The sequence below is a fragment of the Candidatus Leptovillus gracilis genome (assembly GCA_016716065.1).
Classification (GTDB): Bacteria; Chloroflexota; Anaerolineae; order Promineifilales; family Promineifilaceae; genus Leptovillus; species Leptovillus gracilis.
Map to the genome: position 1 here is coordinate 293,603 of JADJXA010000006.1, position 22,259 is coordinate 315,861.

General features: G+C 56.3%; 19 protein-coding genes. 9 read left to right on the plus strand and 10 right to left on the minus strand.

Features of this window, described 5'->3' with window-relative positions:
• Window positions 1-78: 78 nt before the first annotated feature.
• The 6 genes from IPM39_17595 to iscX all read right to left on the minus strand — a co-directional run bounded on the left by IPM39_17595 (window position 79) and on the right by iscX (window position 6,120).
• Window positions 79-1,041, minus strand: coding sequence for a stage 0 sporulation family protein (locus IPM39_17595; protein ID MBK8987853.1), 963 nt, complete (start codon window positions 1,039-1,041; stop codon window positions 79-81).
• 256 nt (window positions 1,042-1,297) lie between these two features.
• The gene (locus IPM39_17600) at window positions 1,298-2,326 is read right to left on the minus strand and encodes an Mrp/NBP35 family ATP-binding protein (protein ID MBK8987854.1); all 1,029 of its coding nucleotides are present in this window, start codon (window positions 2,324-2,326) and stop codon (window positions 1,298-1,300) included.
• 261 nt (window positions 2,327-2,587) lie between these two features.
• The gene (locus tag IPM39_17605) at window positions 2,588-3,277 is read right to left on the minus strand and encodes a 4Fe-4S binding protein (GenBank protein MBK8987855.1); all 690 of its coding nucleotides are present in this window, start codon (window positions 3,275-3,277) and stop codon (window positions 2,588-2,590) included.
• A 55-nt stretch (window positions 3,278-3,332) separates the two neighbouring features.
• Window positions 3,333-5,162, minus strand: coding sequence for an NADH-quinone oxidoreductase subunit D (locus tag IPM39_17610; GenBank protein MBK8987856.1), 1,830 nt, complete (start codon window positions 5,160-5,162; stop codon window positions 3,333-3,335).
• Between the two features lie 35 nt (window positions 5,163-5,197).
• Window positions 5,198-5,902 carry an NADH-quinone oxidoreductase subunit B gene (locus tag IPM39_17615; protein ID MBK8987857.1) on the minus strand — a complete coding sequence of 235 codons (705 nt, stop codon included), beginning with the start codon at window positions 5,900-5,902 and terminating at the stop codon, window positions 5,198-5,200.
• Window positions 5,899-6,120: a Fe-S cluster assembly protein IscX gene (gene iscX / locus IPM39_17620; protein ID MBK8987858.1), complete on the minus strand. Its 222-nt coding sequence runs from the start codon at window positions 6,118-6,120 to the stop codon at window positions 5,899-5,901. The genes IPM39_17615 and iscX overlap by 4 nt, the downstream gene beginning before the upstream one ends.
• 158 nt (window positions 6,121-6,278) lie before the next feature.
• Between iscX and IPM39_17625 the strand changes: the two genes are divergently transcribed.
• From IPM39_17625 to IPM39_17660, 8 genes are all read left to right on the plus strand, one after another.
• Entirely contained in the window at window positions 6,279-7,424 is a 1,146-nt protein-coding gene (locus IPM39_17625; GenBank protein ID MBK8987859.1) for a DUF3524 domain-containing protein, read from the plus strand.
• Between the two features lie 79 nt (window positions 7,425-7,503).
• Window positions 7,504-8,424: a hypothetical protein gene (locus tag IPM39_17630; protein MBK8987860.1), complete on the plus strand. Its 921-nt coding sequence runs from the start codon at window positions 7,504-7,506 to the stop codon at window positions 8,422-8,424.
• Between the two features lie 257 nt (window positions 8,425-8,681).
• Complete coding sequence (gene glgP, locus IPM39_17635) at window positions 8,682-10,814, plus strand: alpha-glucan family phosphorylase (protein ID MBK8987861.1); 2,133 nt, start codon at window positions 8,682-8,684, stop codon at window positions 10,812-10,814.
• Between the two features lie 67 nt (window positions 10,815-10,881).
• Window positions 10,882-11,223, plus strand: a complete 342-nt coding sequence (locus IPM39_17640; GenBank protein MBK8987862.1) for a hypothetical protein — start codon at window positions 10,882-10,884, stop codon at window positions 11,221-11,223.
• Between the two features lie 70 nt (window positions 11,224-11,293).
• Window positions 11,294-11,815: a hypothetical protein gene (locus IPM39_17645; GenBank protein ID MBK8987863.1), complete on the plus strand. Its 522-nt coding sequence runs from the start codon at window positions 11,294-11,296 to the stop codon at window positions 11,813-11,815.
• Window positions 11,816-11,821: 6 nt separating this feature from the next.
• Complete coding sequence (locus IPM39_17650; GenBank protein MBK8987864.1) at window positions 11,822-12,037, plus strand: hypothetical protein; 216 nt, start codon at window positions 11,822-11,824, stop codon at window positions 12,035-12,037.
• Window positions 12,038-12,050: 13 nt separating this feature from the next.
• Window positions 12,051-12,431 (plus strand): response regulator transcription factor, encoded by a 381-nt coding sequence (locus IPM39_17655; GenBank protein ID MBK8987865.1) that lies wholly within the window; start codon window positions 12,051-12,053, stop codon window positions 12,429-12,431.
• Between the two features lie 52 nt (window positions 12,432-12,483).
• Window positions 12,484-14,229 carry a putative DNA binding domain-containing protein gene (locus tag IPM39_17660; GenBank protein ID MBK8987866.1) on the plus strand — a complete coding sequence of 582 codons (1,746 nt, stop codon included), beginning with the start codon at window positions 12,484-12,486 and terminating at the stop codon, window positions 14,227-14,229.
• A gap of 335 nt (window positions 14,230-14,564) precedes the next feature.
• Here IPM39_17660 and IPM39_17665 read toward each other — a convergent pair whose 3' ends face one another.
• Window positions 14,565-15,947 carry an O-antigen ligase family protein gene (locus IPM39_17665; GenBank protein MBK8987867.1) on the minus strand — a complete coding sequence of 461 codons (1,383 nt, stop codon included), beginning with the start codon at window positions 15,945-15,947 and terminating at the stop codon, window positions 14,565-14,567.
• A 47-nt stretch (window positions 15,948-15,994) separates the two neighbouring features.
• The gene (locus IPM39_17670; GenBank protein MBK8987868.1) at window positions 15,995-16,543 is read right to left on the minus strand and encodes an adenine phosphoribosyltransferase; all 549 of its coding nucleotides are present in this window, start codon (window positions 16,541-16,543) and stop codon (window positions 15,995-15,997) included.
• A gap of 239 nt (window positions 16,544-16,782) precedes the next feature.
• On the opposite strand from IPM39_17670, the gene IPM39_17675 reads away from it, so the two are divergent.
• Complete coding sequence (locus IPM39_17675) at window positions 16,783-17,763, plus strand: NAD(P)H-quinone oxidoreductase (GenBank protein ID MBK8987869.1); 981 nt, start codon at window positions 16,783-16,785, stop codon at window positions 17,761-17,763.
• 80 nt (window positions 17,764-17,843) lie between these two features.
• On the opposite strand, the gene IPM39_17680 is transcribed toward IPM39_17675, so the two are convergent.
• Entirely contained in the window at window positions 17,844-19,076 is a 1,233-nt protein-coding gene (locus IPM39_17680) for an AI-2E family transporter (GenBank protein ID MBK8987870.1), read from the minus strand.
• A gap of 58 nt (window positions 19,077-19,134) precedes the next feature.
• On the minus strand, window positions 19,135-22,152 hold the full coding sequence (locus IPM39_17685; protein MBK8987871.1) for a methyltransferase domain-containing protein: 3,018 nt from the start codon (window positions 22,150-22,152) through the stop codon (window positions 19,135-19,137).
• Between the last annotated feature and the right edge of the window lie 107 nt (window positions 22,153-22,259).

Below are 22,259 nucleotides of genomic sequence, written 5' to 3' on the forward strand. Positions count from 1 at the left end.
CCACGCCTCAGTGCGCGTTTTTGTCACGGTTCTTTCCTTATCGGTTCCATCAAGAATTGACAGGTTTGGCGAAACCTGTCAACTTTCATCCAAATCCACGTCCAAATCTACGTCCACACCTTCCAGCGCATCGGCTGGGCGATGGGCGCCGCAGGTGCAGCCGCCCCCTTCTTGTCGGTCGCAACCTTTCTCTGCCTTGTCTTGCAGCGCTTTTAGTTCGTCTGTCGGCTCAAGCTGCTCGCGGAAGACCTCGTGCCATTCGCCCTCGATGTCCACAATCACCGAATCGCGCAATACGCGCACATCGCGGACTTTGCCCTGACCATGTGGCGTATCTACAATCTTGCCAATTTTGGGCAGCGTCTTTTTGGCTTCCACGTACTGTTCATATTCATAGACCAGGCAGCAGCGCAAACGGCCGCACATACCCGTAATCTCCTGTGGACTCAGGGAGACGCCCTGGTCCTTGGCCATCCGAATGGAGATTGGGCTGAACTCAGTCAGAAAGGTGGAGCAGCAGCGCGGCGCGCCGCACGCGCCATAACCACCCATAATCTTGGCGACATCACGCGGGCCGATCAGGCGCATCTCCACGCGGGTTCGCAGCGAACGGCCCAACGCAGCCTTCACACCCTGAACATTCAGATTTTTGTTTTCGGTGGTGTAATGGATGGTCATCCAACTGCCGTCAAAGCTGTATTCCGCTTTGACAAATTTGGCATCGCTGATGCCCAATTCTTTGGCCTTTTCCCGGCAGGAAATAAGGGCGTCTAATTCTTTGGTTTCCCACACCTGCTGCATCACCAGGTCACGCGGGGTAGCCTTGCGCTGCACCGGGCGCAGGCCACGTTGTTTGTGGGACTTTTCCGGTTCCACAAACGCCATGATCTGCCCTAACTGCTGCCCCCGTTTTGTCTCTACAATAACGTGATCGCCTGGCGTTAAATCTTGGTTCCGACCTACTTTAAAATGATACAGCTTGCCCAGCTTCTGGAAGCGAATGGCAACCACCGATGTTTTTTCAGCAATAGCTGCTGTCATGATTTATCTCCGTACTATATGTAGCAACGATACAGACTGCCTGAGTATGGCTCAATCCGCAGAACGGTGCCTCAGCCACTAATAACGGTCGCGGTCTGGCGGCCGACCGCGGCGCCAGTGCGTGTGAGAATAGTTAATCAGATAGTTATAACCATTTTAAGAAAAATAGCCAGAAATGTGATTGGCACAGCCACAGGCCAGCCGGATGGCTGGCCTGCTAGGGGTTGTGAGTGGTCACTGGGCCAAACGGCCGTGCCTACCCAATCATGTTGATAGGAATAAAATTGGCGTCTTTGCTGCTCAGGTTCAACACACTCACGCGCGCCGCAATGCCCCGCGCCAGGTCCCGAATTGCCAGCGCCGCCGCCGAATCAGGATGCGAGACAACAATCGGCTGGCCGGAATCACCACCAATGCGTACATTGGCTTCCAGGGGTACGCTGCCCAGGTAATGCTGGTTATAATCTTCCGCCAGCTTCGGACCGGCTCCGGAGCCAAAAAATTCACCGCTCATGTTCTCCAGAATGCCAATAATCGGCACTTCCAGCTTCTCGAACATCTTCAAGCCGCGCAGGGCATCGGCCGCCGCCACCTGCATCGGCTGGGTGATGATAATCGCCCCCGTTAGCGGCAGCACTTGCGCCAGGGTTAACTGGGCATCGCCGGTTCCTGGCGGCAAATCAATCACCAGGTAATCGAGATCGCCCCAGGCCACGTCCGACAAAAGTTGGCTGATGGCGCTGTGTAACATGGGACCGCGCCAGATCAACGGCTGGTCGGCCTTTACCAGGAAGGCCATAGAAACGACCTTAACGCCGTAACGTTCAGCCGGGACCATTTTGCGGTCTTGCGGCGGGGGCATCTGATCCAAACCCATCATCATCGGCACGTTGGGGCCAAGAATGTCTGCGTCTAGCAAACCGACGCGCGCCCCCTCGGCGGCCAGCGAAATCGCCAGATTAACGGCGATGGTGGTTTTGCCCACGCCACCTTTGCCACTGGAAACGGCGATGGTATTGCGGAAATTTTGCCCGATTTGGCTGCTGATACGCCGGTCGGTGGGTACGTTGGCGTCCCAATTGATGGTGACTTTACCCAGGTTAGGAACCTGCGCCAGGGCGGCGCGGGATTCACTCTCCATGCGCCCTTTCAACGGGCAGGCGGGGGTGGTGAGCATAATGGTGAAGCTCAGATCGCTGCCCTCAATTTTGAGGTTGCGGATCATGTTTAGCGATACCAGATCACGGTGTAGTTCCGGCTCAATCACGGTGGAAAGAGCGGCCATGACGGCCGTTTCGCTGACGCTGTTCTTACTTTTTGCGGTAAACATTATCTTGTCCTTTAAACCAGAAATTGGAGACGGAAGATTGACTTTAAGCCACCCCCTCCTTCTCCAATCTCCTGATTAGCTATGCAACTAAACGACGCGGTTAGGAAATCGCGGCCACCAACAGCCGTAAACCAGAGTCCCTGTGTCGTATTCCATTGGCATTTGCCAGAGGTCACGCCTTACGGAATACGGATTACGGATTACCGAATACGGCCGCTAATAGTATTCGCCGCGATACAAAAGCTGACGCGCTTTGTCTTCTTCCAGGCGGGCTGCTTCGCCATCTTCGCCATCTTTGGACTTTTTCTTTTTCTTGGCGTTTTCAGCAAAATCACGGGCGGCTGCTTCGGCTTCGGCCTTTTTAGGCGCAATTTCGCGCCAATAGCTGATGGGCTTGCTCAACCGTTCTTTGTCGTGAATATGGGCTGTGGTGCGGTCGTAGCTGGCGAGTTCGTAGTCGTGGTCCATTTTGATGGCGTCGAAGGGGCAAAATTCGGCGCAGTAGCCACAGTTCATGCAGATGTCTATGTCTATGTAGAATTCTTCCGGCTCCGGTTTGGGACGGCCGTTTGGCTGCGTCCCACGTTTGATCCAAATACATTGCGGCGGACACACCTTGGCGCAAATGCCGCACGACGTACACCAATCATGCCCCCATTTCTGCCCCGGGGCCGGATCATCCGTGACCAAAAAGGGTACAAAGCGAAAACGCTCCGGCACACCCAACTTTTCTTCCGGGTAGAAGACGGTAACAACACCCTCGCCCTTCAGACTTTGCCGCACTTGCAAAGCGTTGTCGTTGTAATAACGGCCGCCTTTGCCCCACCAAAAAATATCGTCCAGATAACTTTCGACAAAGTTTCTGAGCGTGATCGCCATGCCTTTGACAATTCCAAGTCCGTACATACGTATTCCCTATTTAGACCTGACCGGTTTTCTGCAACCTGTCGGGATTGGTGTTTTAGCGGTCTACTTCACCGAGTACAATGTCTATACTACCCAGGATCACCACAATGTCGGCGACTTTGTGCCCCTGGCACATTTTGCCCAAAGAGGTCAGATTAATGAACGATGGGGCGCGGACATGATACCGCTCCGGGCTGGCGCTGCGCCGCTTGGCCGTGATGTAGAAGCCAAGTTCGCCTTTGGGGTTTTCCACACGGCCGTAAGCCTCCCCCGGCTGCGGGATACGGATGGCGTAAGAGGGCTTGCCATCAATTACCGGGCTGCCTTCCGTTTCCTTCAGATAGGGTAAAACCTGCCGTAAAATACGCAAACTCTGCTGCAATTCATCCATCCGCACCCGATAACGATCATACACGTCGCCATCGTAATAAACCGGGATGTCAAAATCCAGGCTCGCGTAATAGGAGTACGGCTCCGCTTTGCGCACGTCGTAGTTCACGCCGCTGGCGCGCAGCATCGGGCCGGCCATACTGTAGGCGATGGCTTCCTGGCGCGTCAGACGCCCCACGCCAATGCTCCGCGCCCGCACGATTTCGTTGAAGGTCATCAGGTTGTTGCCCTGTTCAATTGCTTTCGGCAGACGTTCGTTGACCAGTTCGTCCAGAAACGACATCGTCGGCTGACCGCGCACATCATCGGGCAAATCGTAAGCTACGCCGCCGAAACGCATGTAGTTGTTCATCATGCGCGCCCCGGTAAGCGTTTCAAAGAAGTCTAAAATCAGCTCGCGTTCGATGTAGAAATAGAGCATCGGCGTTTGCAGCGCGCCCAAATCGTTCAGCAAAAAGCCAATCGCCCACAAGTGGTTGGCCATGCGCGTCAGTTCAACCGTGAGGATACGAATCCACTCCGCCCGCTCCGGCACAACGGAACCCAACAGCTTCTCCACCGCCAACACATAGCCATGATTGTTGCTGATGGGGCTGAGGTAATCCAGCCGGTCGGTGTAAGGAATGTTGCCCAGGAAGGTGTTGCGTTCGCCGATTTTTTCGTGGTTGCGGTGCAGATAACCCATTACCGGCTTCAGGTCTACGACAGTTTCGCCGTCTAGCTGCACCACCATACGAAACACGCCATGCGTGGAGGGGTGTTGTGGACCCAGATTGACGGTGATTTTGTCGGTTTTCATCTGCTGGGAGGCGTCAATGGAATAAGCCAGGTCAGCGCCGGTGATGGCGTACATCTCGGTTTCTACGTCGTATTCTTCGCCGGTGGGGACCCAACCGGGCGGGTACTGCACATTTTGGCCGTAGGGGTTTAGCTCTTCGGCGCGAAGGACGCCGCCAGCGGGCCAACGGCTGCCAAATGGTTTGGTGTCTTCTTCGTAGAAAGGTTCTTTCCAATCTTTGCGCATCGGGTGGCCGTGAAAGCCGTCCCAGGTGAGAATGCGGCGTAAGTCAGGGTGGCCTTCAAAATGAATGCCGTAAAGGTCCCAGGCTTCACGTTCCTGAAAATCTGCGCCGGGCCAGACGGGAACCAGGGTGGGGATAACCGGGTTTTCGCGGTCTACCTGGACGTGTAAAACGACAGAGCCACCGCCCTGGTCTATGCTGTAGGTGTGGTAGACGGCTTCGAGTTTGCCATCTTCTATCAGGTCCACGCCGGTAACGCTGGAGAGGTAATCAAATCCCAGGTCGTCACGCAGGGCCAGGGCGACTTCAGGCAATTTGTCGGCGGCGACGAGAAGGCCGCTGTAGCCGTCGCGGGGGTCATCGCTGACGGCTTCGGGGAAGCGCTCTTTGAGGGCGTTGATGGCCTGTTCGACGGGATTAACGGCCGTTTCCGGGGGAACAGAACCGGGGGCTTCTAGTATTGCTTCGTTCATTGCTTGTCCTTGTGAATGAAGTTAATCGAGTTATATCAGGCGGCTTCAGGGGAAACGGCCGTTTCCCGCTCTTGCGCTTCTTGCTTTTCCTGCTCAGCCAACGCTTTGGCTGCTTCCCGTTTGATGGTGTCAATTTTGCGCAAGTCTACCAGATCAGGCCCCAACACCGGAATCGGCACAACGCCGGCCGTTGGATCATCTTTGCGGTACCAGGGGGCGGTGGCAATAGACTGCTGATCAATTTTCTCTTGCAAGGCAATCAGACCATTGATCAACGCCTGAGGGGTTGGCGGGCAGCCGGGGACATAGACATCTACCGGCAAAAACTTATCTATGCCATCCACCACGTTATACCCTTCTTTGAATGGGCCGCCACCAGAGGCGCAAGCGCCCATGCTCAGTACGTAGCGTGGTTCCGGCATCTGGTTGTACAGGCGGACAATGGTGGGAACCATTTTTTTCGTCACCGTGCCCGAAATAATCATGAGATCCGACTGCCGGGGCGTGGCGCGGAATACTTCCATGCCAAAACGAGCCAGATCGTAGCGGCTGGAGGCCGTGCAAATCATCTCAATGGCGCAGCAGGCCAAACCGAAAACCATCGGCCAAATGGAATTACGTCTGGCCCAATTGTAAGCTGGGTCCAGCAGCTTGGCGATGTTGGTGATCATGACGTTGTTCGACAATTCTTCGGGAACAACTAAATCAGGGGCGACTGCGCCTGCATTTGAACTGGTCATAAATTCGCTGTCTCCTCAAACCATACAATTTGTATGTCCATTAACATTCGTTCGGTAGCTAGATCAGGATCATCGGCAAAACCAGGCAAGGTCTGAATAAGTTCTGTCATTTCCTGGAGACCCACCTGTTCAGGGGTAAGGTTTGGGTAATTGTCTATCAGCGCCATGGCAATGGCATATGTGGCATCCCAAAAGAGTTCAGGATTATCTCCCGTCAAAATGTGTCTCCTGACCTGGAAAATATGCCAGGTAAGTATAAACTATTGTCATAAACGGGGCGAGAACTTATTTATGAGAATTTTCCCGATGAGTGTATCTTTGGGTCTGGTGATTGTCAAAGTTTTTAAGCTGGTGTTCAGTGACTGAGGAAGATAATTTGAGCCAACGACTACGCATAGCCCTGGTTTCCCCTTATCATGGCGGCAGCCACCAATCCTGGGCGGAGGGGTTGATGGCTGAAAGCCAACAGGAGATGCGGCTGTTTGCCCTGCCGGACCGCTTCTGGAAGTGGCGGATGCATGGCGGCGCGGTCACGCTGGCGCAGCAGTTTCGCGCCGCGCGCTTTGCCGCCGACATGGTTTTGGCGACAGACATGCTGGACCTGACGACGTTTTTGGCCCTGACCCGCCCGCAAACTAGCCGCACACCGGTGGGCCTGTACATGCACGAAAATCAGCTCACGTATCCACTGCCGATAGACGGCCGTACCGGACCCATGCGCCGCCAACATGGCGAGCGTGACTTGCATTACGTGTTTATCAATTTCGCCTCCATGCTGGCCGCCGACTTTGTGCTGTTCAACTCGCGCTATCATTTGGAAAGCTGGTTTGCGGCGCTGCCCGGCTTTCTGCGCCATTTCCCGGAGTATCAGGAACTGTCCAGCGTGGCCGCGCTGCGGGCCAAAAGCCAGGTTTTGCCAGTGGGTATTCATCTAGCGGATCTGCAAAGTGGGGCAACGGCCGTACAGTCCCACCCGCCCCAGCGCCCACCCCTCATCCTGTGGAATCAACGCTGGGAATATGACAAGAACCCAGATGACTTTTTTCGGGCGCTGTTGGCATTGGCTGAAGCGGGGATAGCCTTTGAGGTGGCTCTATGCGGTGAGGTATTTGGTAAACGGCCGTCCATCTTCCAGGAAGCCATCACTTGTTTGGGCGAGCGGGTGGTCCATGTGGGCTATGCACCGCGGGAACAGTACCGCGCCCTGCTGTGGGCCGCCGACCTGACTATTTCGACGGCCCACCATGAGTTTTTTGGCATCAGTATTTTGGAGGCCATTGCCTGCCACACCTTCCCACTGCTGCCCAACCGCCTCAGCTACCCGGAGTTAATTCCCGACTTGTACCACCAATATTGTCTATACGAAAATCAGGCCGGTTTGCAGGCGCGGCTGGGGCACGCCCTGACCCACCCAGAGGAAATGAAAATGGTGGCGCGGGAGATGGCCGCGGCCATTACTGTCTACGACTGGCGACAACTGGCGCCCCGTTACGACCAGATATTGGCCCAATTCAGCCGTTGATTTCTTCGGCAGGCCGCCTGAAATGGGGTATAGTCTTTGACCTTTTAACCGATTGCCCAACCTGGAAAGGTGAAACGATATGACCCAACAAGAGCCTAAACGTATTGGCATTCTAATCGGCGGAGAAGCTGAATGGCCTGACGCCTTTTTACACGCCGTCAACAGCGCCGGACAAGACGTTGTCGCTGAACTGGTTCAGATTGGCGGCACATTTGTAGACGAAGCCTGCCCGTATCACGTCATCGTAGACCGCATCTCCAACGAAACGCCCTATTACCGCGCCTATGCCAAATATGCCGCGCTGCAGAACTGTTACATCATCAACAACCCCTTCATCTGGTCAGCCGACAGTAAATTTTACGGTCTGGCCCTGGTTAAGCAGTTGGGCATGAACAGCCCGCGTACGGTGGCCCTGCCCAACAAATATATTCGCCTGCAAGACGTTGGGCCAGACGCCTTCCGCAACCTGGTTTACCCCATGAATTGGGAGGGGATCGTGGATTATGTGGGTGTGCCGGCCATCTTCAAAGACATGAACAGCGGCGGCCGTCATGTGGTCCACCGTGTCCACGATGTAGATGAATTGATTCAACAGTACGATGAAAGCGGCACCCGCAGTATGATTTTGCAGGAGCTGATCGAGTCTGATGTGCATTTTCACGCCCTGGTCATCGGCCAGGAAACGGCACTGCTGCTGCAATATGATGTGGGGAACGGCCGTTACCTCCCCCAACCCACCCATCTGCCCAAAAAACTAAAAGATTACCTGCAAAAAGACGCCCTGACCCTCACCCGCGCCTATCAATACGACGTCAACATGGTCGAATTTGTCATTAAAGACGACCGCCCCGTTGTCATTAACAGCACCAATCCCGTGCCCGTCATAGACCACACGCTCATGAGTGATGAACAGTTCAACTGGTGCATTCAGCAAATGGCGAAACTAGCCATTGACCGCGCCCATCAGCCACCCGCGCAAAAAACATTGCGCGATTTTTAAACCGCCAGAGGAGCCTACTGGGTACGGCGCGGTTTCCAGGGTCACAGAACGCCGCTTTGTCGCGCAGCGCAAATTGTCGCCGCCCAAAATGAACATGGTATAATCACCTGCCGCATGGTTGACACAGCAACCATGCCGTTGTATACAACGGCAATCTGGCAAAAGGATACCGCCCCCTGGCGCGGTAACGCCTTACATCTGGGCAATGCACCTGATTCAAAAAACGAGTTAACAAACATACAAGCAAGGATATCTCAATGATTAACTTTGAAAATAAGATCCCCGAAAAAATCGGCCGTCTGCCTGAACTGGCTTATAACCTGTGGTGGAGTTGGACACCCGAAGCGCGTAACGTATTCAAGCGATTGGATTATACGCTCTGGCGCAGCACGCAGCATAACCCGGTGCAAATGCTGCAAGAAATGAGCGCCCAGCAGTTACAGGCGGCAACGGAAGATGTGACCTTTATCCACCAATACAACAAAGCCATGCTGCTGTATGACCAGAAAATCCGCAGCAACCATACCTGGTTCCGCACCCAATTCCCCGAAGTTACCAACAAAACCATCGCCTATTTTTCCTTCGAGTTTGGCCTGCACAGTTCTGTGCCCATTTACTCTGGCGGTTTAGGCATTCTTTCAGGTGACCACGCCAAAGAGGCCAGCGACCTGGGCCTGCCGTTTGTCGGCGTTGGCTTTTTGTACCCGCAGGGCTATTTCCGGCAGCGCATCCCAGGGCATGGCTGGCAAGAAGCCGTGTACCAACAATTAGACGTAGACAAAGCGCCGATTGCGCCGGTTTACCTTTCGGAAGATCAGGAACTGCTCGTCAGCGTGCGCGTCGGCGACCGGGACGTTTATGTTCGTATCTGGCACATTCAGGTGGGACGGATTTCGCTGTACTTGCTGGACACCGATGTAGATGAAAACGACCCCTGGGACAGAGAATTATCAGCCCGTCTCTATTCTGGCGACAGTGAAACGCGCATTCGCCAGGAAATCTTGTTGGGCATTGGCGGCGTGCGCGTGCTGCGCGCCTTAAACATCCACCCCACCGTCTGGCATATGAACGAAGGGCATTCGGCCTTTTTACTGCTGGAATTGATTCGGGAAAAAGTGGCCGCCGGCATGAGTTTTGCCGAAGCCTCCGCCCAGGTGCGCCAACATTCTGTATTCACCACCCACACGCCGGTTCCGGCCGGCCATGATGCGTTCACTTTCCAGGTGGTGGAACATTATTTCAATGGTTTTTGGGACCAATTGGGCATCAGCCGTGAAGAGTTTCTCGGTTTGGGCAAAAACCAGGAAGCCTGGGGAGTTGCTTTTAACATGACAGTGATGGCCCTGGCTCTGGCCGGCCGGGCCAATGGGGTGAGCAAGCTGCATGGCGAAGTGTCGCGTAAAATGTGGCAGCATGTCTGGCCGACAAAAGCAGAAGATGATATACCGATCACTTCCATCACCAATGGGGTGCATATCTCCACCTGGATTAGCAGCGAGCTGTATGCGCTGTACAACAAATATGTTGGCCTGGATTGGGTGACCGAGGAAGACAACCCCAAAATCTGGGAGCGGCTGGCCGACATACCGGACGCCGAATTGTGGGAAGTCCATCTAGACCTGAAGCGGAAGTTAATCAGCTTCTTGCGCGAACGGGCGCGGCGGCGCTGGGTGGATGGCACCAACGATCCGTCACAAATCCTCACCGGCGGTATGCTGCTGGACCCAGATGCGCTGACCATTGGGTTTGCGCGCCGTTTTGCCACCTATAAGCGGGCCGATCTGATTTTCCGTGACATGGGGCGTTTACAGGCAATGGTGCATGATATCCACCGGCCAATGCAGATTATTTTCGCCGGCAAAGCGCATCCGGCCGATGATCCCGGCAAAAGTTTGATTCAGCAAATCTATAATCTGTCGCGCAACAGCAACCTGGGCGGCCGGGTGGCGTTTGTGGAGGATTATGATATGCACGTGGCCCGCTATTTGACGCAAGGGGTGGATGTGTGGCTGAACACGCCGCAGCGGCCGCGCGAGGCCAGCGGCACCAGTGGCATGAAAGCGGCCGTGAATGGGGTCATCAATTGCAGCATTTTAGATGGGTGGTGGGTCGAAGGGTACAATGGGGCCAATGGTTGGGCTATTGGCAAGGCCAAACATTACGATAATCCATACCAACAAGACACGGAAGACGGCCGTTCCCTTTACCAACTCCTGGAAGAAGAAATCATCCCCACGTTCTATAAACGTGACGGGGACAATGTGCCCCGCGGCTGGGTGGAAATTATGCGCGAATCCATTCGCTCCTGCGCCCCCAACTTCGGCACGCGGCGCATGGTCAAGGAATACACCACCGAATTGTATATTCCGGCCATGAATTCTGAAGATTGATTGAAATATAGGCGTCATGGGTCTTTAGCCAAAGGCCCATGACGCCTGATTCAGGAACATCGTTTCTATGCGCTGGCTGCGTCGTTTCGTTTACCTTCTGATTTTTAGCGTGTGGCTGATGGTGATGATATTCCCCTGCATGGCCTTTACATTGGCAATGGAGCAGCAGATAGCGCTGGGCCAGGAAGAAAGCAGCCATATTCGCATCTTTTTGCTTCAGGAACCAAAAAAGGAAGGGGTGGCGGTGGAATGGAAACGGCCGTCCACCCGGCAAAGCAACTGCCTTAAAACCAGCGTCACCTACCTGATGTGGGTTGGTGAAGGTGAAAATACCGTCTACTGCCAGTGTATTGATCCCCAAACAGGCCAAACGCGCTCCGCTGACCCACAAACGTGCCGCCTGCCCTAAAAAATCACCAAAAATGTTCGCAGCAACTTCATGACTTGTGATACAATCACCAACAGTTAAGAAGATGCCTATGTCACAGTCAGAACCCTATTTTACGCCGCAGCCACTCCCCTTTCAGCCCAGTCCGCAACAACTGGAGCGAAAAGCAGCGCTGCATCGTTTTAACCGCCTGTTTGTTTACCTGCCCCTCGGTGTGGTGATCCTTGTCGCCCTATCCCTGATTATCTTGCTGCTGGTTGGCGTTTTGGCCCCTGGCTTAACCGGCGCGGCCGAGTTTGCCTCCGCCCTGGCCGACATCATCATCATCTTGTTTAGCCTTCCTTTGATGATGATTTGCGCCCTGGGTCCGGCGATGCTGGTGGGGTTGATTGCCTGGGGCCGTAACCGACGCCAGCAAGGAATCCCGCGGCTGGATGATGGCGGCCGTATCCAGGAATTGTTATGGAAACTCGACAGTCTGGTCCAACAAGCACAAACCAGAACAGCCGAAATAACGCCTAAACTCAGCGGCGTCATCATCGAATTCAACGCCAGGTTGTCTTACCTGACGGCCTTCCTGCAAAAAATAGGCACGTACCTGAAACGGAGCTAATAAATTATGTCAACAGAAGAAAATGGAAATTGGAAAACAAAGATGCTGCTCATCGGTGCAATTAGCGGCGCCCTCATTGGATTAGGCACAGCTTACCTGATGGCGCGCACATCTGAAGAAAAACATGGCGGACCACCAGAAATCAGCACAACCGAAGCGCTGCGCATCGGCATCAACGCCATCGGTCTTATTCGGGGCATTGCCGCGTTAGGCGATAGTTAGCAAGGGTGCGCCCATGAATACGGTGGTCATCGTAGATGACGATTCAACAAACGTCAGTCTGTTGAAGATGTTGCTCGAATTGGACGGCTATGCCGTCTTAGCTTGCAAGAATATAGACGAAGCGCAAACGGCCGCCGCCCAAGATGTTGATGCGTTTGTCATTGATTGTTACCTGGCGCAAGGCGCCAGCGGCTTAAGTCTGCTTAAAGACGTTCGTTCGGGGCAAACGGCCGCAAATAAAAACTGCGTTGTCCTCATGGTCTCCGGTGATTATCGCCTGGAAAACGAAGCCCTGGCTGCCGGGGCCGACGACTTCTTTCTGAAACCCTACTCCCCCAGTACCCTAAGCAACAACCTACATGCTCTGCTGCTTAAAAAGGAACATAGTGGCTAGATCAAATCGCAAAAAACCGCCGATCAGTAAAGCGTCACGGCAGTGGCGTCGCATGGATCTTCATTTACATACCCCTGCTTCCAACGATTTCCAACAATCCGGCGTCACCTATCTGGACATTCTGCGTCAGGCAGAGATTCGCGGCCTGCACATCATTGCCTTCACCGACCACAACACAGTGGCCGGCTTTGCCGCCATGAAAAAAGAAATCGAGCAGCTTTTGTGGCTCGAAGAATTAGACCGGATGCACAGCGACGAAAAACGGCGTCTGGAAGAATATCGCCGCTTATTGGGCAAAATTTTGGTGCTGCCCGGTTTTGAATTTACGGCCACATTTGGCTTCCACATTTTGGGCATTTTCCCTTCAGAGACGCCGGTAAATTTCCTGGAACACCTGTTGTTAACCCTAAACGTCCCGATAGACAAATTAAACGAAGGCAGTTCTACTGTGGGATCAACCAGCGACGTGCTGCGGGCCTATCAGGTCATTAATCAGGCGGGGGGGTTGGTCATTGCCGCCCATGCCAATTCCAACAACGGCGTGGTGATGCGCGGCCTGGATTTTGGCGGTCAGACGCGGATTGCCTATACGCAAGACGCCAATTTGCACGCCCTGGAGGTAACTGACCTGGAAAAGCGCGGCCATTACACCACCCGGCGCTTTTTTGATGGCTCTAAACCGGAATACCCCCGACCGATGCGCTGCATTCAAGGCTCAGACGCCCACCGGCTGATACGTGAATCGCCACAGGCCAAGGTGCTGGGCGTGGGCGACCGCACCACCGAGATTTTGTTGGATGAAGTCAGTTTTACGGCGATTGAGCAGGTGATCAAGGGGAACGATTTGTCATTGACACGGCCGTATCGCGGCCCCGCCAACCCGATAGATTTTGTGCAGCTGGCCCGTGAAGAAGGTGAATCCATCGTCCAGACATTTTATCCCACCGTCGCCAAGCGGGGTGGCTACCTGGACCGTTTGCTGCAAGATGTCTGCGCCATGTCCAACACCAATGGCGGCACCATTTACATCGGCGTTTCCGACAATCCCGCGGAAGAACCGTTGGGCGTGCGCGAAGTGGATAAAACAATAGACCTGCTGTATACCGGCGTATCCAGCCGCATCACCCCCGAACCCAACATCCACATAGACACCCTACCCTCACAAAAGAAACAGATCGTGCGCGTCACCGTGCAGCCAGGGGCAGAACGGCCGTATGCCATAGATGACAACCAGTTCTATGTGCGCGACGAGTCGGAGTCTAACCTGGCCGTGCGCGATGAGATCGTGCGGTTGGTGGCCCACGGGCTGCAGCGCGGGGAAATTGAACTGGCTGGCGGTGACAAGCGCCCGGAACTGGTTCCAGATGCCCAACCAACGGCCGTCAACAAACCAGAAAAACATCACCATCACCCTTCCCCCGCCAGACTCAGCAACGCCGCGCCGCAGTTGGAACCACCACGCACCGGCGTGGAAATTCTCAACAGCGAAAAACGCAACGGGGTCATCTACCATACAGTGCGCGATTTACGCAACGGCAACCTGATCCAAAACGTCACCAAATCCTCGGCGCGCAAGCTGTGGCATTACGCCATCGCCCAAACCGAGGCCGGACTGCCACAAACCGACAAACTGCGCTGGCAAGGCAATGTGGCGATTGTAGATGCCCGCAAACAGGGCGACAAAGTCTTCTACGACCTGGCCCTGCGTGACGATGACGCTGTTCACGTCTACTATGGCGTCACCGACAGCGGCCTCAATGATGAATGGCTTTCTTTGGTGGGGCAGAGTCAGCAGTAGGAAGGCCGTGGGCCGTGTCATTCTGAGCGGAGTCTGCGGAGCGAAGAATCCCCTTTTGTCTGCCGCAAAGGGAATCTTCTTCGAAGACTCGTCAGAATGACGCCTTCTTTTGCCAGCGTTGTCTGGCAAAAGACATAGGTATGTTCTCAGTATTTCGGGGTCGATCGGTGGTAAAGAGGTAAACGCCGGGTAAACCCGGCGTTGTTTTATAGACCAGCGCTCAAGCGCTGGTCGTTGCCGGTTATCCGCTGCGCCTGGAGCTAAAGCCCCAGGCTAAAAAACGATGCCCCGTAAACAGGGCTAGAGACGACCGTGACGGTAACGACAGGCCTCCCTTACTCTGCCAACTCTTGCCCCAGGCGCGTGGCGGCAGCGGCCATGCCCACCAGCAGCCAAAACGCCGTCACGGCGTGATGAAATTCCAGATTGAACAGATAATGGTCAAATGCCCCGGCCACCAACCCGCCAACAACGGCCGCGTGCAGCCCCAACCAGATCGCATCCAAGCGCTCGTGTCCTTTGAATATGCGCCGATTGAAAAACGCATAGGCGAAGAGAACGCCAATCACCATTAAAAAGGCCAACAACCCCACCAACCCCATCACTTCGGCGATGGTGAAATAGACGTTGGCGACGCCCAAATAAATGTCTATATCCGGCGTACCGGCAAAACCTACGCCAAACACCGGATACCGTTGGATGAGGATGAGAGCGTCTTTGTATTCGCCAAAACGCATTTGCGTCGCCAGGTCCTGCCCCTGGATGCCCTCGACAAAACGAGCAACATACCCCTGAGTAACCGGCAGCAGCAAAAACAGCAGCCCGGCGATGCCCATGGCCGGCAGCAAGCGCCGGTAACGCAGCACAGCCACGTAAGCCAGACCGGCCGCCAAGCCCAACATGGCGCTGCGCGAAAACGTGAGAACCAGGGCGACGACAATCAGACCAAACAAGAGCATGGTGAACCAACGGGAGAACAACGGCCGTTTCGCCACCAACTGCGGTCCGGCCAACGCCCCAATCATCAACAGCAAGCCCCCCAATACATTCGGGTCCACCGACGTGCCAATTGCCCGCTCCGACAGCGCCGGATTCTCCTCGATGTAGCGAATCACCCAGCCGCCGGGATAGCCCAACCGCTGCAACATATTCAACAACGCATTGGCCGTTTCTTCGGGAATAAGCCATAAGCCAATTGCCAGGACGGCCGCCGCCGTTCCGGCCAGCAAGACCACTTTCACCAGCCGTTCCAACCGCTGCCAGGTGGTGCAATAATCAATCACCACCAACACAAACGACAGGCTCAGGATCAATTCGGCAAATTTGCGCAGCAGCGTGGGTGTCAGCGGCCCGTTGCTCAGGCCAAATATAAAGGAAAAGACGGCGACAATGATGAACAGTCCCAGCGGCAAAGTCAGCGGCGACAGGACGATGGTGCGCTGCCGGCCGGTGACCAAGCCCAACGCCCAGACCACAAACACTGAGCCGAGAGCCATGTCTAAAAAAGTAGGCGTCAGGCCAATGTCTATAGGCAAAGTGGCAAAAGGCAGCAGGCAGACCACCAGAACCACGCCCCAAAAGCCAATCTCAATGTCGCGCAGGACAATGAAGCCGGCCAAAAGCGCCAGCAAGACGGCCGCCCCGGCCAGTGGTCCGCCAAAGCCAAGAATGAGGCCGCCCAAAACGGCCGTGCCCCCCAACACTGCGCCCAGCTTCAACCAGGACCCTGCACTGCCGCGCCAGGAGAATTCCGTAGACGACGCCATCACTCGGTGAAGACCGGCAAATTGCCCAAAGCCACAATGTGCGACCAATCCGTGTCGCCTTCGGTGAAAACGGCGGCAACCCGGCTGACTTTCGCCCTGGCCTGGGTGCAGATCATTTCCATGCCTTCCAACGTGCTGCCCGTGCTGACCACATCATCCACCAGGATGACTTTTTTGCCGGTAATCAGGCTCTTGTCTTTTTCGTCCAGGTACAACTGCTGCGGCGCGCCGGTGGTGATAGACACCGTTTGCGCCTCAAGAGCCGCGCCCATGTAGGTTTTGTATGACTTACGCAAGACCACATAAGGCAGCCCCATCAGGGCGCTCATTTCATAAATCAACGGGATGCTTTTGGCTTCGGCCGTAACCAAAACCTGCGCTTCGGTTTCTTTCAGGCGTTCGGCCAGGGCCGCGGCGGCCGCTTTGACAATGTTGGTGTCACCCAGCATATTGAAGATGGCAATGCGCACGCCCGGCGCAACTTCAAACAGCGGGAGATGACGGATAATGCCGGCGATCTGAACCATGTAGGTCTCGCGTTGCGACATGGGTGATGGTCTCCTTTTTATCAGGTAAAATGCGGACAGTTGCAAACAAGCATAGTTTACCTGAATGGGCACGCAGAAGATAGAAAGATTGGCATTTTGTTCAGATTTCAAAGGGATAGCGACGAATGACAAGGCGACGGGCAGCGAGTCCACCATGATTGGGCCGGCCTGGCGCGGACGGCCGTACTGACCAATGTTATGATGCCTGGGTCAGTGCGATGCGCCAGAGGTGAGTTCTTATGAAAGCAATCGCTGTGCAAAACGAAGCGGACAAGCCGCTTTTGGTCTGGCAAGAGGTGGCCGACGTGACCAACGGACCGGATGAGGTGTTGGTGGCGGTGCGGGCAACGGCCGTAAACCGCGCCGATCTTGCCCAGGCCAGAGGCCATTACCCACCCCCACCGGGAGCCAGCAAAATTTTAGGGCTGGAAATGGCTGGGGTGATTACCGCCGTTGGCGACAACGTCACCGACTGGCAGGCGGGCGACCGGGTATGCGCCCTGCTGCCGGGCGGCGGCTACGCCGAAATGGCCGCCGTGCCCGCCGGAATGCTCATGCGGCTGCCGGATACGTGGCCCTTTGCCCTGGGCACGGCCGTGCCTGAAGCCTGGTTCACGGCATTTGTGAACCTATTTCTGGAAGGTGGTCTGCAAGCCGGGGAAACAGTTCTCATTCACGCCGGGGCCAGCGGCGTGGGCACGGCGGCCATCCAACTGGCGCGGGTCGCCGGGGCACGGGTCTTGGTGACGGCCGGATCGCCGGAAAAGCTGGCCCGCTGCCGGGAATTGGGCGCGACGTTAGCCATTAACTATAAGGAAGAGGAGTTTGCGACGGCCGTTGCCGCCGCCACCCACAACGAAGGGGTAGACCTGATTCTAGACCCGGTGGGCGGCGCGTATTTGGCGGGCAATGTGCGCAGTCTGCGCCGCTTTGGGCGGTTGGTGAACATCGGCACATTGGGCGGCGTGAAAGGCGAGATGAACACCGGCCTGCTGCTGGGCAAACGGCTGAAGATTATCGGGTCTACATTGCGGGGACGGCCGTTGGCCGAAAAAGTCACCATCACCCGCCAATTCACGGAACGGTTCTGGCCCCTGCTGCGCACCGGCGAACTGCAACCTGTCCTGGACGCCACCTTTCCCATCACCCAGGCGCAAGAAGCCCACGAATACGTTGCCCAAAACCGCAACATCGGCAAGGTGGTCTTGCTGCTTGCCTGAGGCCGTCATCAGTAATCAGTAATCAGTGTTCAGTGACCAGTTTTCAGTCCGCGCTGCCCCACACTGAACACTGAACACTACTAAGCCCCTGGAAGATCAACCATCTCGGCCTCCGGCAGCTCTTGTTCCGGCGGTGGTGGGAGTTCAGCGGCGGGCAGCGGCATATCTTCGGCAAAGGGAGGCAGGTCGAACAATTTGCGCCAGGCGTAGGTGCTGATGAGTTTGATAGAGGCCAGCAGCGGCGCGGCCAAAACAGCCCCCAGAATGCCGCCCAGCGACGCGCCCATCAACACCCCCAGCAGCACCAACAGCGGATGCAAATCCAGCGCATTGCCCACCACGCGGGGCACAAGCAAGTTATTCTCTAACTGTTGGATGAGGATCATAATGCCTAGCGTCGCCAGGGCAAGCTGCACGCTGCTGAGGCCCCAGGCGTTGCTTGGCTGCAAAACAGCCACAGTGATAGCGACAACGGCCGTCACAATCGGCCCCAGGTTGGGCACAAATTCCAGCAGCCCGGCCATCACCCCCAACGCCAATGAATACTGCACCCCCAACACGGCCAGGCTGATCCCCGTCACCACCCCAATGACCAGCCCCAAAATAACCTGCCCGCGCAAATAAGAACTCCAGATAACGCTGCTGTAACGCATCAGCCGTTGGGCGTCTTGTTCGTAGCCGGGCGTTTTGGCAAAGCGCATCACATAACCGCCTAATTTGGGAATTTCGGCGATCAGGTAAATGGACATGATAAAAATGAAGAACATCTGCCCCAGTAAGTTAATCGTCCCGGTGGCGAAACTGGTCAAAAAACGGCCGCTGCGCGTTACGGTCGGCTCTACATAACCAAGCACCTGGTTGATCACCGCATCCCAGTTGATAGACGTGGGCGAAATTGAAAATGGGCCAAACCGCAGCGGCTCCGTGCGTTCGCTCAGCTCTTCCAGCAGCACCAATAAGTCGGTGATCAGCGAAGGAATCCGGTTCACAAACGACACAACCTGATCATAGATGGTAACACCCAAAACGACACTGCCCCCCACAATCAGCACCAACAACATCAGATAAATAACCGCAATCACCAGACTGCGGCTAATGCGGGTACGTGTGTTAATAAAAACAACCAGTGGATTCACCAGATAAGCCAGAATAGCCGCTATCGTCACCAGGCGAATGATGGACGTAAAGCGCAGCGTCAGGGTAATGAGCAAAACCAGCCCGGTGACCGCCACAATAATTTTGGTATTCTGGCTCCACCTGGGTGATTGATACTCTGGCTCGTTTGCGGCAGAAGTGGGTGAATCTACTGTCATACATGCCTCAGTTGAAAATAATAGTATGGTTCATCGTGAGCAAAATGTCTGTTTAACGTCACCGCGTCAATTCTACCTCATAGACGTAAAAAAGGGGGTCGGCGTGATGACCGGGTTGGGAATAGGCACGGCCGTTTGGATACACCGCCCCCACCTCTTCCATTTCAGCCGCCCGCTCCGGCAAAAAAATAAAAGTCAACTGATCGCCGGACGGGGCCGGCAGTTCGGCGTCGGCATCGGGCACATCAAACAAATTGGCATTCGCCTGAAATTCAGTCGCCAGGAAAGGGATGGTGGGAAAGCTGATATACATGCTCGGCGGGCCGTAAAAATAAGCTGTCCAGTCCGCGCCAGCCAAGGTGTTTAAATAATCGGCCATGCCCTGGGCGATCTCCGTATTGCGGTCGCCAAAGCTGTAAGATTGCCGGTAACGGCCGTAATAGAAAAACATTTCATTCAGCGACAACAACATGGCAACAACCAGCAGCACTGGCAAAAGATAATCGGCACGGCCGCTGCCGGGGCGCAGCGCCAACAGCCAACGCCCAATCTCCACCAGCGCCTGCGCCGCCAGTAAACTCAACAGCGGCGCGACCAATACCAGCCGGTGGCTGCCCGGCGTTTCGATGAGCAGCGCACCGCCAAACAGCAGCGCGACAAACAATGGCGCCAGCAGCAGCGCATAACGGGCCTGTCGCAGCCGCAGCAGAGCAAGCATTACGCCCAAGACAAACAGCACCGCCGGAATGGTACTCAGCAGCGGCACACCGGGCCGGTACGCCGGGCTGACGTCGCTGGCGGCGTTGAAGGCCAGCAGCGCGCGCTGCACCTGATCGCCAAAAATCGCCAGTTGGCTGCGGCCAGTGAGGCTGGCTTCCTGCGCCAGCCAGCCAGTCTGCCCGGCCAAAATGCCGTAGCCCTGAAAACGTTCCATGAACACGCCGGGATGCCCGGCGTAAAACAACATCTGCGGCAGGGCCACCAGCCAGGCCAACAGCGCCGCCGCCAGGATGTGCCGCGCCTGCCGCCGCAGCGCCGTCCGGTCAGCCAACAGCGCCCAGAACAACAACAGCAGCAGCGCCAGGGGCAGCAGCCGGGAGGCGGTGAAAACATAGGCGTTCAGCCCGCTGAGCAGCCCGGCCCACAACCAGGCGCGGCGCGGTTGACGGCCGTTTTGCCCCTCCGTCCAGGCCACAGCCAACAGACCCAGAGCCAGCAGCAAGAGCAAGCCATCCCAGATATTGGTCAGCCCCAGCCGGCTGTAGTGCAGATGAAAATGGGAGCCGAGCAGCAGCACGGCCGTTACCAGTCCCACTTCCAGGCTCCACACCCGCGCCCCCAGCCAAAACGCCGCCACCACAGTCAGCGCCCCCACCAGCGGCGACAACATGCGGATAGACAACACGGTGGGACCGAGCAGTTTCACCGGCACGGCCATCAGAAAATAAGGCAGCGTGGGATTGCTCATCCAGCCGGTGGAGAAGGGACTGCGCGCCAGGCCATCAGCCACGGCGCGCACGTCCAGGCCGAGGCCCGCTTCCAACCCATTCAGGATAAATGGATGGTCGGCCAGCCCGGCGGTGCGGATGATGAGGGCGGTAAAAAAGAGGACGACGCTGCCGATCCACACAAAGCGCCGGTTCAGCGGCAGGCCATGCCCGGCGCTGGCAGCGGCGGTGGGAGCGGCTGGCCGGTGGAGGGCCATAAACCCGACCACGCTGCCCAGCAGCCACAAACTCAACGTCAGCCACGGCGGCCAGGGGCCGTTGGCGTTGGCCTGGCGGTAGGCCAGCCAAACCAACAGCAGGCCGAGCAAAAACCACCAGCGCTGTCGGGGAAACGAAAAATCGCGCAGGTTGGGCAGCGGCCGCCTGACCAGCCCCATTGCGCCCACGGCCCCCACCCGCCACAGGAACATCAGCAGGGCGACGAAGCCATACACAAACCAGCGCAGGCCGCCAGGTGGATTGGCTTCCGCGCTGGCGATGGTGGTCTGGCCGATGAAGGTCAGGGCCAGGGCTAAAAAGAGCAGCCCGGCGGCGATCACGTCGAAGGAGCGACGGCCGTTCGCTTCTTCCTCTGGGAGCGCGGGCGGGACGCCCGCTCTCTCAGGGGGGAGTGGCTGCCAATCTACTACCTCGGCGCCAGGTTGGGCGGCGCTGCGGCGCTGTACGGCCGTTTCTAATTCGGCAATGGTAAACGGGCGGGCCGGCGGCAGGTACGGTTCGATGGGGCCGTCGGCCACTTTGCGGGCGACAAACAGCACGTATGCGCCCCGTTCCTGGGCTTCTTCGTCGTAAAACGGCCGTAACCAGCGCTCGGTTAGACCCAGGCTGTTCTGCCAGGGCGCCAAAATCCAGTGGCCGGTCAGGAAGTGCATAGCCGCCGCCGGCAAGCCCTGCGCATGGCCGATTTCCAGCGCGTGCAGCGCCTGGGGTGAAAAATAATACTGCCAGCGTTCCACCGCCAGCCCCGCTTCGGCCAATCGCGCCGCCCACACCTCAGGACCATCGGTGTGAACATGGCGCGAGATAAAGTTGAAGCCCTGGCGATAGCGGTCGGCCGCGCCCGGCAAACTCAGCTTCTCCAAGAACTGCGCGCCGCCGAGCCATTGGCTGAAGTATTGGCTGGGCATGGTGATGAGGAAACGGCCGTCTGGCTGCAACACCCGGCTCGTCTCATTCAGCACGGCCTGCACGTCGGGGATGTGTTCCAGCACCGAATTAGAGAAGGCGCTGGCGAAGGTGTGGTCGGGGAAAGGCAGGCGGTCGCCCATGGCCTGCATCACCTGATCATACTGGCCGGAGCGATGGGCTTTGTTCAGCGGTCCCCACCAGGGGTCTATGCCCACGTCAATCCGCCGGTTGAAAGTCATTTGGGCGAAGTGGCCGTCGCCACAGCCGACGTCCAGCGTGGGACCCGGCAGATCTATGGCAAAATAAAAACGGGATTCCACCGCCCGCAGGATGGCGCGAAAGGCGGGGATGGTTTTAAGCTGCCGCCAGAGTAAGTCGTCGTTGGCGAAGGGGGAAGGTGGGAGGTCGGTTAGTTGGTCTGTTGGTTGGTTTATGGTCACGATTGTTGGTTCTCGCAATCTATGGCTGTAAGAAATGGGACGCGGATGGGCGCAGATACGGCGGATGGGCGCGTATTTTTTGTAATATCGGCGAAAATCCGCGCCTG

Bases quoted from the DNA above. Each gene is read 5' to 3' on its own strand.
- IPM39_17680 (MBK8987870.1), bottom strand. From the start codon at position 19,076: ATGACAGTAGATTCACCCACTTCTGCCGCAAACGAGCCAGAGTATCAA.
- IPM39_17655 (MBK8987865.1), top strand. From the start codon at position 12,051: ATGAATACGGTGGTCATCGTAGATGACGATTCAACAAACGTCAGTCTG.
- IPM39_17670 (MBK8987868.1), bottom strand. From the start codon at position 16,543: ATGTCGCAACGCGAGACCTACATGGTTCAGATCGCCGGCATTATCCGT.
- IPM39_17615 (MBK8987857.1), bottom strand. From the start codon at position 5,902: ATGACCAGTTCAAATGCAGGCGCAGTCGCCCCTGATTTAGTTGTTCCC.
- IPM39_17630 (MBK8987860.1), top strand. From the start codon at position 7,504: ATGACCCAACAAGAGCCTAAACGTATTGGCATTCTAATCGGCGGAGAA.
- IPM39_17675 (MBK8987869.1), top strand. From the start codon at position 16,783: ATGAAAGCAATCGCTGTGCAAAACGAAGCGGACAAGCCGCTTTTGGTC.
- IPM39_17595 (MBK8987853.1), bottom strand. From the start codon at position 1,041: ATGACAGCAGCTATTGCTGAAAAAACATCGGTGGTTGCCATTCGCTTC.
- IPM39_17660 (MBK8987866.1), top strand. From the start codon at position 12,484: ATGGATCTTCATTTACATACCCCTGCTTCCAACGATTTCCAACAATCC.
- glgP (MBK8987861.1), top strand. From the start codon at position 8,682: ATGATTAACTTTGAAAATAAGATCCCCGAAAAAATCGGCCGTCTGCCT.
- IPM39_17600 (MBK8987854.1), bottom strand. From the start codon at position 2,326: ATGGCCGCTCTTTCCACCGTGATTGAGCCGGAACTACACCGTGATCTG.
- IPM39_17645 (MBK8987863.1), top strand. From the start codon at position 11,294: ATGTCACAGTCAGAACCCTATTTTACGCCGCAGCCACTCCCCTTTCAG.
- IPM39_17640 (MBK8987862.1), top strand. From the start codon at position 10,882: ATGCGCTGGCTGCGTCGTTTCGTTTACCTTCTGATTTTTAGCGTGTGG.
- IPM39_17610 (MBK8987856.1), bottom strand. From the start codon at position 5,162: ATGAACGAAGCAATACTAGAAGCCCCCGGTTCTGTTCCCCCGGAAACG.
- IPM39_17605 (MBK8987855.1), bottom strand. From the start codon at position 3,277: ATGTACGGACTTGGAATTGTCAAAGGCATGGCGATCACGCTCAGAAAC.
- IPM39_17650 (MBK8987864.1), top strand. From the start codon at position 11,822: ATGTCAACAGAAGAAAATGGAAATTGGAAAACAAAGATGCTGCTCATC.